Genomic DNA, 13953 nt, shown 5'->3' with positions numbered 1-13953 from the left:
TGCGTTCAATCGACTGCCGCCATCCGCATTTCATCATTGTGGTGGCGCTGCTGCTCTTCCATGACCAGCATGCCCAGTTCCCGCTTCAGCGCATTGAACTCGGACGACGATGGGTCGCGCAAGCGCGGCAACTCCACCATCATGTCGCGCTTCACGGTACCGGGGCGGTACGTCATGACGATGATACGGTCCGCCATGTAGATTGCTTCTTCGATACTGTGCGTGACGAAGATGATGGTCTTCTTCAGTTCCGCCCAGATGCGCAGCAATTCATCCTGCAAATTGCGGCGGGTCAGCGCATCGAGCGCCCCGAAGGGTTCATCCATCAGCATGATCGGCGAATCCAGCGCCAGTACGCGGGCGATCGCCACGCGCTGGCGCATGCCGCCGGACAGGTCCTTCGGATAGCGGTGGCGGAAATCCGTCAGCGACAGCATGCGCAGCAGCTGGTCCACGGTTTCATTGATGCGCTGCGGCGCCATGCCTTTGATTTCCAGGCCAAACGCGATGTTCTTTTCCACGGTCATCCACGGGAACAGCGCATATTCCTGGAATACCATGCCACGCTCCGGGCCGGGGCCCGTCACCAAGTGGCCATCGGCCATGATTTCGCCTGTTGATGGCAGCGAGAAGCCGGCAATCGCATTGAGCAGCGTCGACTTGCCGCAGCCCGATGGGCCCAGCAGGCAGACGAATTGGCCTTGCGGGATTTCCAGGTTGATGTCTTTCAGCGCGACCACGTCGCGGCCGCCCGTCGAGAATACCTTGTTCACGCCACGGACTTGGATATGGTTTTTGTTCATGATCAGTTCTCCAGGCCGCGGTGCCAGCGCAGCAAATGGTTGTTCAATTTATTCATGCCGATATCGATCATCAAACCCAGCAAGCCAATGCTGATCATGCCGGCGATGATTTTGTCGGACCAGAAGTACTCGCGTGCTTCAAGGATGCGGAAACCCAGGCCATTGTTCACGGCGATCATCTCGGAGACGATCACCACGATGAAGGCGGTACCAATGCCGATCCGTACGCCGGACAGGATGTACGGCACGGCAGCGGGCAGCATCACACGCACAAACATGGCGCGCTGGCTGACACCGAGGTTGCGGGCTGCGCGGATATAAATGCCATCAACCTGGCGCACGCCGGCAATGGTATTCATCAGGACAGGGAAGAACGCGCCGATGGCAATCAGGAACACGGCCGGTGCATTGCCAAGACCGAACCACAGGATCGACAGCGGGATATACGCAATCGGCGGAATCGGGCGCAGCACTTGCAGCAGCGGGTTAAACCACGAATAGGCGCGCTTGCTGGCGCCCATCACGAGGCCGAATGGCAGCGCCAGTCCTGCGCCGATGGCAAAGCCCAGCAGCACGCGGTACATACTGCCGACCGTGTCGGCCCACAGCTCGCCGGACAGGGCCCACATCAGCCAGGAACTCTGCATGGCATCGTAAGCCTGCAATGGCAGCGCATATTCAATCCACTTTTGTATGACCGCCAGCGGCGATGGCAGCACTTGCGGATTCACGAGGCCCAGCGTGGCGGCAGCCTGCCACAGGGCGATAATGGCGACCGGCGCGACGGCGCCTGTCGCGACACTTTTTATGTCTTTGTTCATGATCGCGTCTCCTTATTTAATGCCGAGGCTTTTTTTGGCGTCGTCCAGCAAATCGGTTTTCACCCAGTCTTTCGCCAGTGGCGGCACGCGCATCTTGCCCGTGCCGAAGCGGGCCATGACGTCCGTCGTGACCTGGATGTGCTGCGGCGTGATGTCGTACGTGTAGGGTGAATTGGCAATCGCGTCCTGGAAATCGTCTGCCGTGATCTGGTTTTTAAACAGCGATTCGCGCACGTATTTTTCCGCAGTCTGTTTGCTGTCGATGAAGGTTTTGGTGGCCAGCACGAAGCAATTCATGAAGCGGGCAGCGGTGGCGCGGCGGTCTTTATAGAATTTCTCGCTCATGACCATGGTGCGCACCGGTTCACCGATCGGCGTGTCGTACGGCTTCATGACTTCCACGCCATAGCCTTTGTTGATGGCTTGCGACGATTGCGGTTCGCTTTGCATGATGGCGTCCAGGTTCTTGCCCATCAGCGCCTGGTTCAAGTCGGCAAAGGCGAGGAACACCAGCTGCACATCCTTGCCCGGCTGGTCAGAGGCGGTCAGGCCGGCTTGCGCCAGTTCCGCCACCAGCAAGACTTCATGGATGCCGCCGCGCGTGACGCCGACTTTTTTACCCTTTAAATCCTTGACGGATTTGATGTTGCTGTCGGGGCGCGCGACCAGGCGCGCGCCGCCTTTGGCGAAACCTGCCACCACGTAAATCGGCGCGCCGTTGGCACGGCCCTGGATCGCCGCTTCGGATGCCGTGGCGCCCACGTCCAGTTCACCGGCCAGGATCGCTTGCATGACGTCCGGGCCTTTGGCGAAGATGTGTTCTTCGACCTTGATGCCGCACTTGGGGGCGATTTCCTTGATATACGAGACGGCGCCGTAATGGGCGAATTTCAGGTTGCCGAGGCGGACGACTTCTTCGGCGCCGGCGGTGGCGGCGGCAGCGGCGAGGACGGCGGCGAGAATGGTGGCACGGATACGTGACATGCTGGTCTCCATTTTGTGGTTGGTATGACCAGCTATAGAGCAGCAAGCGTGCCAGCTTGATGTGAAATGCTAAGTGCTTGATTTATAAAAGCCCGCGCCGGAAGGGGGCGCGGGCAGGGCGGAAAACCAGAATAATGCGTGCGGTTTTCCGCCGTGGCGGGAGGAATTTAAGCCTGCTTTTCCACGCGATAGTTATCAACCATCTTGTATTTGGTCGCATAGAACCCGAACACGAGCGCCGTCAACAGTGCAAACCCGGCAAAGAAGAACATCTGGAACGCGATCAGTCCGAACCCGCTGCTGGCAATATGCCCCAGCACCGCGTCATTCTTCACGCTGGAATTGACGATCAACACCCACAGGTTGCCGACCGTCGTGGTCAAAATCCAGAAGCTCATGATCGAGCCCTTCATCGATGCCGGCGCCTGGCTGTACGCGAATTCCAGGCCGGTGGCCGATACCAGCACTTCGCCCATGGTCAGCAGCACATAGGGCAGCAATTGCCACAGGATCGACATCGGCGTGCCGCCATCCATTTGCAGCTGCACCCAGCCGATGACGATCCACGCTGAACTGGTAAACACCATGCCGGCCGTCATGCGGCGCAGCGGCGTCGGCTCCACGCCGATCTTGCGCAACACGGGGAAGAACAGCAGGTTATTCAAAGGGATCAGCAGCATCACGAGAATAGGATTCACGGCCTGCATTTGCGCCGGCAGCAGCTGGAATTCGAAGCCGAACACGGACAGCATCGGGCTGACCATATTGTTTGCCTGCAGCACCCACGTGGAAGCTTTCTGGTCGAACAGCGACCAGAATGGCGTCACCAGTGCAAACACGATCAGGATGCGCAGCACGGCGCGCACGCCTTCCACCGCATAATCCGGGTGCAAGCCGCGCGCGCGCTCCAGCTGCATGCCGGTACCGATACCGCCAAACGCCAGCAGCAAGACCAGCGCCAGGCAGGCGGCAATGACGAAGCCCCACGATGGCGTCATGCACAGCGAGGCGATCGCACCAGCCACGCCGATGATGGCGACGGCCAGGCCAGGACGGCCCTGTCCAGGCTTTTGCGCCAGCAGCGCAGTGCGGGCCACGCGCGTAAACGAATCCGGATTCGGTGCGGCAGGCGGCACGTGCACATAGCGTTTGCGGCCGGCCCAGAACACCACGCACGCCACGGCCATCAGCAAGCCGGGAATGCCAAAGGCCACGGCCGGGCCATAGTTCTTCAGGAACAGCGGCATCAACAGCGACGCAAAGAAGGAACCGAAGTTGATCGACCAGTAAAACGCGTCGTAGACGACTTTCGCGCGCTTCTTGTTGGTCTTGTCAAACTGGTCGCCGACGAAGGCCGACACCAGCGGCTTGATGCCGCCCGCCCCGAGCGCAATCAGGAACAAGCCAAAGTAAAAGCCTTGCAGGTTGTCTTCAAAGAAGGCGAGACACGCGTGGCCGGCCACGTAAACAAGGCTCATCCAAAAGATCGTGTTGTACTTGCCGTAGAAGCGGTCGGCCAGCCAGCCGCCCAGCAGCGGGAAGAAATACACGCCGATCACGAACGTGTGGAACACGTGTTTGGCTTCGCTGGCGCGGTCCGCCTGTGGCAGGAATAGCAGCAAGGTACTGACGAGGAATGGCGTCAGGATATTGCGCATCCCGTAAAAACTGAACCGTTCGCACGCCTCATTGGCAATGATGAACGGGATCTGGCGGGGCAGCGGTCCGTTGCCGGACTCTTGATCCTCTACGGGCGCCGCTTGTACAGCAGGGTTGGCCATATAACCTCCATATTTCAACTGACCGCGATGCTATGCCGGATGGGTTGCCGTTGGCAACCGGTATATGCAAGTTGCAGGAACGCTACGGTTTGAAAATTTTATGTAGTTTGACTACTTGATGGCGGCGCGGGGATGGCCGTTATTTGCAATATAAGTTATTGAATAAATTGAGATTTGCTTGCGTTCCCGTGCATTCAAACCGATTTGAATAAACAAAATGATTGATGTATATTCTCTACAAACCCTATCCTATGGACGAAATATGACCAAACAACTGTCCCCGAACTGGTGGCGCGAAGCGATCATTTACCAGGTTTATCCCCGCAGCTTTAACGATACCAACGGCGATGGCGTGGGCGATATCCCCGGCATTACTGCGAAACTCGATTACATCGCGCAGCTGGGCGTGGACATTGTCTGGATTTCGCCCTTCTTCAAGTCGCCGATGAAAGACTTCGGCTACGACATTTCCGATTACTGCGACGTCGACCCGCTGTTCGGCACCCTGGCGGACTTCGACGCCATGATCGCCAAGGCGCACAGCCTGGGCTTGAAAATCATGATTGACCAGGTGATGTCGCACACGTCCGAGCAGCACGCGTGGTTCGCGGAAAGCCGCAGGAGCCGCGATAACCCGAAAGCCGACTGGTACGTGTGGGCCGACCCGCTGCCGGACGGTAACCCGCCGAATAACTGGATGTCCGTGTTTGGCGGTTCGTCGTGGCAGTGGGATACGCGCCGCCGCCAGTACTACCTGCACAACTTCCTCGTCAGCCAGCCTGACCTGAATTTCCACAACCCGGAAGTGCAGCAGGCGCATTTGGATTGCCTGCGTTTCTGGCTGGAGCGCGGCGTCGATGGCGTGCGCATGGATGCCTGCAACTTCCACTTCCACGACCGGCAATTGCGCAGCAACCCGCCGGCGCTGGTGCGCGATACAGCCACCGTGTCGGACGTGAACCCGTACGGCATGCAGGCGCACATCCACGACAAGACCCAGCCGGAAAACGTGGCGTTCCTGCAGCGCATCCGCAAGCTGCTCGATGAATATGGCGCGGTGGCCATTGGCGAAGTGGGCGCAGATGATTCGCTGGCCGTCATGGCGGAATACACGGAAGGCGGTGACAAGCTGCACATGGCGTACAGCTTCAATTTGCTGACGCCGCAGTGCTCCGCCAAGCACATCCGCGCGCAAGTCGAGCAATTCGGCGCCCGTGTAAAGGATGGCTGGGCTTCGTGGTCGGTGGGTAACCACGACGCCGTGCGCGTCATGACGCGCTGGGGCGGCGACAATCCCAATCCGGAATTTGCCAAGCTGGTATTGGCGATGCAGCTGTCGCTGAAAGGCACGCCATGCCTGTACCAGGGTGATGAACTGGCCTTTACGGAAAGCGATGTGCCGTTTGAATTGCTGCAAGACCCGTATGGCATCACGTTCTGGCCTGAATTCAAGGGCCGCGACGGCTGCCGCACGCCGATCGCCTGGGAAGCAGCCACGAATGGCGGTTTCACGGAGGGCAAGCCGTGGCTGCCGGTCGATGAAAAGCACATTGCGCGCGCCGCGTCCGTGCAGGAACGCGATCCGCAATCGCCGCTGGCCTTTGCCCGCCACTTCATCGCGTGGCGCCGCACGATGCCGCAACTGACACGCGGCGAGATCACTTTCTTCGACGCCCCGGAACCCGTGCTGGCGCTGCGCCGCGACGTGGAGGGCGAGCGTTCCGTGCTGGCGGTCTTCAACCTGGGACGCGATGCAGTCACGCTGCCGCTGCCGCAGGCGGCCGGCGCGCAAACCATCACGGAGCCGGGCTTGCCGGGTTCCGTAGCAGCGGATGGCACGGTCACGCTGCCGCCTTACGGGGCCTGGTTCGGCTGCGTACAATAAGTGCGTAGGGCGGGTCCCGCGCTGCGGCACCCGCCATGCCGGTACGGCTGCCAGCGCGGCCAGTACCGGTAAGCAGGCAGAACGGCGCTGGGCTTCATGCAGTGCCGATATGTTAAGCATCGTATAAATCGGGTATCCTTGCCGGCTTCAAGGGCATTCCCGGTATGAGAGTTAAACGAGACGATGAAACAAGCTGAAGCTGACCAAAAAACAAGCCGCACCGCGTTTGCCGACGGTCCGCGCCTGCTGGCCGATATCGGGGCCACCCATGCGCGTTTTGCTCTCCAGACGGGACCCTCCGAGTTCCGCGCTGTGCGCGTCCTGAAGTGCGACGACTTCACCGGCATCGTGCCGCTGCTGCGCACTTACCTGGCCGACCACCAGGGCATTACGCTGAACCACGCGGCGCTGGCTGTCGCCAACCCTGTCAGCGGCGATTATGTCCGCATGACCAACCGCGACTGGGAATTTTCCACGGATGAAGTGCGCCGCGTGCTGGGCTTGCACACGCTGCTGGTGGTCAATGACTTTACCGCGCTGGCAATGTCGCTGCCGGGCCTGAAGCCGGCCGACCTGATGCAGGTGGGTGGCGGCAAACCGGCCGGTAATTCCGTCATTGGCGTGCTGGGGCCGGGTACCGGCCTCGGTGTGTCAGGCGTGATTCCCACCGTGGATGGCTTCGTGACGCTGGGTTCGGAAGGCGGCCACACCAACTTCGCTCCCGCCGATGAGCGCGAAATCGCGATCCTGCAATATGCGTGGCAAACGTGGCCGCACGTATCGACTGAGCGCCTGATTTCCGGCCCCGGCATGGAAATCATTTATAAGGCGCTGGCCAAGCGCAATGGCCGCAACGTGCGCGACTTGAATGCGCAGGAAATCATGTCTGGCGCGCTGACGGACAAAGACCCGCTGTGCGTGGAAGTGCTGGAATGCTTCTGCGCCATGCTGGGCGGCGCCAGCGCCAACCTGGCCGTGACCTTGGGCGCATTTGGCGGCATCTTCATTGGCGGCGGTATCGTGCCGCGCATGGGCGAGTGGTTTGCGCAATCGCCATTCCGCGCCCGCTTTGAAGCCAAGGGCCGTTTCACCAGCTACCTGGCTGAAATCCCGACTTACGTCATTACCACGCCGAACCCGGCGTTCTACGGCGTGGCGACGATCTTGTCGGAGCACTTGCGTGGCCGCAGCGGCGCCAACACGCTGATGGAACGCGTGCAGAACTTGCAGCACGAATTGACGCCGGCTGAACAGCGTGTGGCGCAACTGGTGATCGAGCAGCCGCGCCTTGTCCTGAACGAACCGATTGCCGACATCGCGCGTTTGGCCGACGTGTCACAGCCAACCGTGATCCGCTTCTGCCGTTCGATGGGCTTCTCCGGCCTGGCCGACTTCAAACTGAAATTCGCCAGCAGCCTGACGGGCGCCATTCCTGTGCGTCACAGCCAGGTGCGCGTGTCGGACAGCACGCATGACTTGAGCGCGAAAGTCATCGACAACACGGTGTCCGCCATCTTGAAATTCCGCGACCAGCTGGACGTGCGTTCGCTGGACAAGGCGATTGCGCTGGTGGCGAAAGCCAAGCGCATCGAGTTTTACGCGATGGGCAATTCGCGCGTGGTGGCGCTGGACGGCCAGCACAAATTCTTCCGCTTCCGCATTCCGACGGCCGCCTATGGCGATTCGCACTTGTTCAACCTGGCGGCCGAGTTGCTGAAACCGGGCGACGTGGTGATTGCGATTTCCAATTCGGGCAAATTGCCGGAGCTGGTGGAGGCGGTTGATGCGGCCCGCGCTGCGGGGGCGGACGTGATTGCGATTACCACCAGCCAGTCGGCGCTGGCCAAGAAAGCCACCGTGTGCCTGGCGGTGGATCACAGCGAAGACAGTTCAACGTTCCTGTCGATGATTTCGCGCATCTTGCAGTTGCTGCTGATCGATATTTTGTCGGTGGGAATTTCGCTCGATGAGCAGAATGCGTCGCTGGTGCTGGAGCATAAGGCCAGCGGGGATGCGCAGGAGAATCGCAGGCTGTTGATTTCGCATTTGGATAGCTGATCCGGGTCCGGCGGGCTTTCTGCTTCCAGGTTAGTGAACAACCTTCGCAGGTGTAGCAGGCGCTGCCCAAACGCCCTTCATGCTACCGTCGTTTTTTGATCAAGCGGAGGTACAGAATGGCTACGCAAGCTGAGATCATGAGTCTGGAACGCAAGTTCTGGCAATCCATGGTGGACATGGATGTCGACACCGCTGTTTCGCTGCTGGATGACCAGGCCGCCGCCGCTGGCACGCGGGGCATTCATCACTTCAAACCCGATGAGTACAGGGCGATGGCCCTGTCGGATACGGCGCGAATCACGTCGTTTGAATTCTTTGATGAGCGAGTGATTTTTCCTGTCCCGGATGTGGCCATCGCTTCCTACAAGGCTAAGCAATCGTTCACCATGGACGGCAAGAGCCATGAAATGGTCGTGTATGACACAACCACTTGGGTCAGGAAAGATGGCAGGTGGGTAGCTTCTGCGCATACCGAGACACCTGAACAGCACTGAAGACTTTTAAGCCACTCAGGCAGGTGTGATGGCCGTACGATGGTGGCAAAGGGCGGATTAGCCGGTCCTGGCCCGCCTTGGCCGCTAATCCGCCTTCGGCCGCCCCTGCCGCACTATCAAATCCAGCAGCTTCTGCGCGCCCTGCAAAACGGGCGCCGTCTGCTTGCCGGTGGCAATGGCTTCAAACGCGCCTTGCCCCACATACAAGCCATCGGACACCAGCGCCGTCAGCCGCACGTCGCCTAACGTGGGCGGCGCCTGGCGGCGGCGGGTGCCAACCGGCTGCTGTTTCACCATGCCCTGCGCGGTTTCCACGATTTCCTTGGCTTGCGCGGCGATTTCCGCCGGGTGGCTTTCATACACGCTGATCGAACCCATGTGATTGATGTAGCGTACCGTGCCATCGGCATAGGCGGCCAGCACGTCGAGGCCCTGTTCCAGCGGCACTTCAATCACCACGCCCAGCGTTTCCTTTGGCGGCACCGGCTGCGCATTTTCGTGCAGCCAGTTATACGCCAGCATGCGCACGCGGCTTTCTTCGTCGCGGTCGTCCGCAATGGCGCGCACGACCTTGGGTTCCGTGCCGTCCGCGAACAGCGAACGGGTGGCGTCGTCCGTGGTCTTGAACAGCGACGCATCGTCGCAGAACAGCAGGTTGTAGACCAGGTTTAAATCTTCACGCGCATAAGGCGCGATGGGGCCGGGCGGCGATCCGGGCGCTGGCCAGCCATCGGGCGCAGGCGGCGCACCAGCGGGCAGGCCGGCTGCCGCCGGGTTTGGGGCAGGCTCGGGCGTGCCGGTATCGGGCGCAGCCGGCGCGGACTTGAAACCCAGCAGGGCAAGCAGTTTCTTGAACATCGGTTATCAAAGCGTGCGTGGAATCATCACCATCATACGGCAAGCTGGCAAAAGAGAAAAAAATCCCTTGAAACAGGACTGAAATAGTTTAAGATATATCTTACTTCGATATATCTTATGGAGGTTTTATGTTCCACTTCTTCAAAGGTCACCGCCATTTCCACCCGCACATGCACGGCCACGGCTTCTTTGGCCACCACCGGGGCGGTGGCGGCCGAGGTCCGAAAATGTTTGATTCTGGCGCCATGCGCTATGTGGTGCTGCAACTGATCTCTGAAAAGCCGCGCCATGGCTATGAAATCATCAAGGAACTGGAAACCCGTGCCGGTGGCAGCTACACGCCCAGCCCGGGCGCCATTTACCCATTGCTGGCGATGCTGTATGACATGGGCCACGTATCGATTTCCCATGAAGGGGCAAAAAAGCTGCACACGATCACACCGGAAGGGCAGGCTTTCCTCGATGAAAACCGGCAAATGGTGGACGCCATCATGGCGCGGCTGTCGGAACCGGGCGAGGGCGGCGGTGACTTGCGCGCACTGACGCACGCGCTGAAAGAAGCCGTCATCGTCCGCGCCCGCGATGGTTCTGCCACTGAAACACGCCTGGACGCAATCCGCGCTATCCTGCGCAAAGCTGCGGCCGATATTAACGCACTCGATTAAAGGAGGCTTATGCCTACAACCGAATTAACTCCCGCGCGTGAGCGCGTCATCCTGTGGCTGCTGGCGCTGATCCAGTTCACCGTCATCATGGACTTCATGGTCATGATGCCGCTGGCGCCGCAAATGATGGAAGCATTTCAAATCGGCCCGGCCAAGGTGTCGGGCGCCGTGTCCGTGTATTCGTGGTGCGCGGGTGGGTCTGGCTTGCTGGCCATGGCCTACATCGACCGCTTTGACCGCAAGCGCCTGATGCTGGCCATGTTTGCCCTGTTTTCGCTGTCCAACCTGGCCTGCGCGCTGGCGCCGAATTTCCACGTGCTGGTACTGTCGCGCGCCTTCGCCGGGCTGACGGGCGGTGTGCTGGGGGCGATCGGCATGGCCATCATTGCCGACGTGATTCCGCCAAACCGCCGTGGCGCGGCGACGGGCATCGTGATGACGTCGTTCAGCTTGGCGGCCGTCGCCGGCGTGCCGGCCGGCGTCATGCTGTCGGCGCACTTTGGCTGGGCTTCCGCGTTTTATTTGCTGGTGCTGTTTTCCGTGCCGATCTGGTTTGCTGCGGCCAATGTGCTGCCATCGCTGACGGCGCATTTGAAAACCGCGCCGACGCCGCTGTCGCAAGTGCTGCCTGAATTGGTGGGTATGTTCCGCGTGCCGGAACATTTAAAGGCGTTTGCACTGTCTGGCGTGAATATGGTGTCGGGCATGTTGATCATCCCGTTTATTTCACCGGTGCTGGTGGCCAATTATGGCGTCAAGCCTGCCGAGATCACGTGGGTGTATCTGGCGGGCGGCTTGACCACGCTGGTATCGGCCCGCGTGATTGGCGCCTGGTCGGACCGCGCCGGTAAACATTTTGTCTATCGCTGCCTGGCCGGTTTTGCAGTGGTGCCGATGCTGTTGATGACGCATTTGCCGCACTGGCCGCTGTGGGGATTGATGTTCCTGTTCCCGCTGTTCATGATGGTAGTGTCGGGGCGGGGGATTCCGCTGCAGGCGCTGTTGACCACTGTGCCGCATCCGTCGCGCCGTGGGGCGTTCCTCAGCGCCAATGCGGCGCTGATGCAGATCGGCACGGGGTGCGGGGCGATGCTGGGCGGGTTGATGCTGTCGACCGATACGGCAGGCCATATTGAAGGTTACGGCACCATTGGCTGGGTGGCGGCGGCATTGTCGATCGTGACGCTGCTGTGGGTCAGCAAGGTGCAGGGCGTGCAGGCCGCACAGCCGGTCAAAGGCGCTGCATAAGTTCCGTGGGGCGGGTTCTACGAATCCGCCGTTGAGTCTACATCACGTTCCCGGGCCGCTGCGCTGCAGCGGTTTTTTTGTTTCCCGCCACTGGGCCAGGCTCAATACTGTGCCATCGATATCGTCATCGACGAGGATATCGCCATCGGTCAGGCTGACGAGGAAGCTTTCCCAGCGCTGGGCGGTGTCATCGCTGTTCTCAATGAAGCTTAACTGGTAATAGCGTTTGCCATCATGTTCACGCAGCTGGTTATCGTATTCAATGATGGCGCCGTGCGCTTTGCCGCCGGACGCTTTTTCAATCTGCTTTGACCACGCCTGCAATTCCGGCAAGGCCATCAACGTCGCCACCGCTTGCTCGCGGCTCAGCGCGCCCTTGTGAACAGGAGCGGTTTGAGTGGCGGCTTGCGCCGCCACGGACGCCTGCATGGCATCGGCCAGTGCCGCTGCCATCGGGGCGGGGCGTTCCTTGGTTTCCGGCTGTTTATTCCAGTACAGGTAATACCCGAGCAGCCCGGCTGCCAGCAAGCCAGCCAGGGTGCCCGCAATTGCGGCGGAAGTCGAAGAATTCTTGCGTGCTGCCATGAGTAAGCCTGAAATCAATGGGTGCGAAGGGTGCGGCCATACTAAACGAAAAAAGCCTGCAAGGCGAACCTTGCAGGCTTTGTCAGCGTGAGGGCCGAGCCTTACGGCGAGGCAATTACATCATGCCGTCCATGCCGCCCATGCCACCCATACCGCCCATGCCACCCATACCGCCGGCTGGCTTGTCTTCTACGACTTCAGCCACCATGCAGTCGGTGGTCAGCATCAGGCTGGCCACGGATGCTGCGTTTTGCAGCGCCGAACGGGTCACTTTGGCTGGGTCCAGAACGCCCATTTCAACCATGTCGCCGTAGGTGCCGTTGGCAGCGTTGTAGCCGTAGTTGCCGGTGCCGCCCAGAACTGCGTTCACCACCACGGAAGCTTCTTCGCCGGCGTTTTGAACGATCATGCGCAGAGGCTCTTCCATTGCACGCAGAACGATCTTGATACCTGCGTCCTGGTCTGGGTTGTCGCCTTTGATGTTCAGGGCAGCGCGGGCACGCAGCAGGGCAACGCCGCCGCCTGGCACGATACCTTCTTCAACGGCAGCGCGGGTTGCGTGCAGTGCATCTTCAACGCGTGCTTTCTTTTCTTTCATTTCAACTTCGGTGGCAGCGCCAACCTTGATCACGGCAACACCGCCAGCCAGTTTGGCTACGCGCTCTTGCAGTTTTTCACGGTCGTAGTCCGAGGTCGCTTCTTCGATCTGAACGCGGATCTGCTTGACGCGTGCCTGGATCGCTGGAGCTTCGCCGGCGCCATCGATGACGATGGTGTTTTCTTTGCCAACTTCGATGCGTTTTGCCTGGCCCAGTTCTGCCAGGGTGACTTTGTCCAGGGTCAGGCCAACTTCTTCAGCCACAACCTGGCCGCCGGTCAGGATAGCGATGTCTTCCAGCATGGCTTTGCGGCGGTCGCCGAAGCCAGGCGCTTTCACTGCGCAGGTTTTCAGGATGCCGCGGATGTTGTTCACAACCAGGGTCGCCAGTGCTTCGCCTTCGATGTCTTCAGCGATGATCAGCAGTGGACGGCCGGCTTTGGCAACTTGCTCCAGGGCTGGCAGCAGGTCACGGATGTTCGAGATTTTCTTGTCGCACAGCAGGACGAATGGGTTGTCCAGGATGGCAACTTGCTTTTCCTGGTTGTTGATGAAGTATGGCGACAGGTAGCCGCGGTCGAATTGCATACCTTCAACGATGTCCAGCTCGTCGTTCAGCGACTTGCCGTCTTCCACGGTGATGACGCCTTCTTTGCCGACTTTTTCCATGGCTTCAGCGATACGCTCGCCGATCGATGCGTCGGAGTTGGCGGAAATCGAACCAACCTGGGCGATTTCTTTCGACGTGGTGCATGGACGGGCGATCGAAGCGATCTGCTCCACGGTCGCAGCAACAGCTTTGTCGATGCCGCGCTTCAGGTCCATTGGGTTCATGCCGGCAGCAACGAACTTCATGCCTTCGCGCACGATTGCCTGGGCCAGCACGGTTGCGGTGGTGGTACCGTCACCGGCGTTGTCGCTGGTTTTGGAAGCAACTTCCTTCACCATTTGCGCGCCCATGTTCATCAGCTTGTCTTTCAGTTCGATCTCTTTGGCGACCGATACACCGTCCTTGGTAACGGTTGGGGCGCCGAACGAACGCTCCAGCACCACGTTGCGGCCTTTCGGGCCCAGGGTGACTTTAACGGCGTTGGCCAGAATGTTTACGCCTTCAACCATCTTGGCGCGCGCTGCGTCGCCGAATACTACGTCTTTAGCTGCCATCTTGATTAC

12 protein-coding genes are annotated in these 13953 nt (G+C 59.9%); 5 read left to right on the top strand and 7 right to left on the bottom strand.

What is annotated here, in order from left to right; genetic code table 11:
• Window positions 1-5: 5 nt before the first annotated feature.
• The 4 genes from GM668_RS01010 to GM668_RS00995 form a co-directional block, all read right to left on the bottom strand.
• On the bottom strand, window positions 6-803 hold the full coding sequence (locus GM668_RS01010) for an ABC transporter ATP-binding protein (RefSeq protein ID WP_155437071.1): 798 nt from the start codon (window positions 801-803) through the stop codon (window positions 6-8).
• 2 nt (window positions 804-805) lie between these two features.
• Window positions 806-1624 (bottom strand): ABC transporter permease, encoded by an 819-nt coding sequence (locus GM668_RS01005; RefSeq protein ID WP_155437070.1) that lies wholly within the window; start codon window positions 1622-1624, stop codon window positions 806-808.
• A gap of 12 nt (window positions 1625-1636) precedes the next feature.
• Window positions 1637-2608 carry an ABC transporter substrate-binding protein gene (locus GM668_RS01000; protein ID WP_155437069.1) on the bottom strand — a complete coding sequence of 324 codons (972 nt, stop codon included), beginning with the start codon at window positions 2606-2608 and terminating at the stop codon, window positions 1637-1639.
• Window positions 2609-2775: 167 nt separating this feature from the next.
• Window positions 2776-4389: a POT-type proton-dependent oligopeptide transporter gene (locus tag GM668_RS00995; protein WP_155437068.1), complete on the bottom strand. Its 1614-nt coding sequence runs from the start codon at window positions 4387-4389 to the stop codon at window positions 2776-2778.
• 262 nt (window positions 4390-4651) lie between these two features.
• On the opposite strand from GM668_RS00995, the gene GM668_RS00990 reads away from it, so the two are divergent.
• From GM668_RS00990 to GM668_RS00980, 3 genes are all read left to right on the top strand, one after another.
• A complete protein-coding gene (locus tag GM668_RS00990; RefSeq protein WP_155437067.1) occupies window positions 4652-6274 on the top strand; it encodes an alpha-glucosidase in 1623 nt (540 codons plus the stop codon).
• Between the two features lie 183 nt (window positions 6275-6457).
• Window positions 6458-8332, top strand: a complete 1875-nt coding sequence (locus GM668_RS00985; RefSeq protein WP_155437066.1) for a glucokinase — start codon at window positions 6458-6460, stop codon at window positions 8330-8332.
• A gap of 116 nt (window positions 8333-8448) precedes the next feature.
• Window positions 8449-8826 (top strand): nuclear transport factor 2 family protein, encoded by a 378-nt coding sequence (locus GM668_RS00980; protein WP_155437065.1) that lies wholly within the window; start codon window positions 8449-8451, stop codon window positions 8824-8826.
• Window positions 8827-8910: 84 nt separating this feature from the next.
• On the opposite strand, the gene GM668_RS00975 is transcribed toward GM668_RS00980, so the two are convergent.
• Window positions 8911-9684, bottom strand: a complete 774-nt coding sequence (locus GM668_RS00975; protein WP_155437064.1) for a hypothetical protein — start codon at window positions 9682-9684, stop codon at window positions 8911-8913.
• 128 nt (window positions 9685-9812) lie between these two features.
• On the opposite strand from GM668_RS00975, the gene GM668_RS00970 reads away from it, so the two are divergent.
• Window positions 9813-10349, top strand: coding sequence for a PadR family transcriptional regulator (locus GM668_RS00970; RefSeq protein WP_155437063.1), 537 nt, complete (start codon window positions 9813-9815; stop codon window positions 10347-10349).
• 9 nt (window positions 10350-10358) lie between these two features.
• Window positions 10359-11597, top strand: a complete 1239-nt coding sequence (locus GM668_RS00965; RefSeq protein ID WP_155437062.1) for an MFS transporter — start codon at window positions 10359-10361, stop codon at window positions 11595-11597.
• Between the two features lie 42 nt (window positions 11598-11639).
• On the opposite strand, the gene GM668_RS30990 is transcribed toward GM668_RS00965, so the two are convergent.
• Together GM668_RS30990 and groL are read right to left on the bottom strand one after the other, a co-directional pair.
• Entirely contained in the window at window positions 11640-12182 is a 543-nt protein-coding gene (locus GM668_RS30990) for a hypothetical protein (RefSeq protein WP_229498790.1), read from the bottom strand.
• Between the two features lie 115 nt (window positions 12183-12297).
• The gene (gene groL / locus GM668_RS00955) at window positions 12298-13944 is read right to left on the bottom strand and encodes a chaperonin GroEL (RefSeq protein WP_155437061.1); all 1647 of its coding nucleotides are present in this window, start codon (window positions 13942-13944) and stop codon (window positions 12298-12300) included.
• Window positions 13945-13953 lie beyond the last annotated feature (9 nt).

The organism is Pseudoduganella ginsengisoli (genome assembly GCF_009720865.1).
GTDB classification, from domain to species: domain Bacteria; phylum Pseudomonadota; class Gammaproteobacteria; order Burkholderiales; family Burkholderiaceae_D; genus Rugamonas; species Rugamonas ginsengisoli.
Note: the sequence above shows the minus strand (reverse complement) of the source record. Positions and strands in the feature narration are given on the sequence as shown.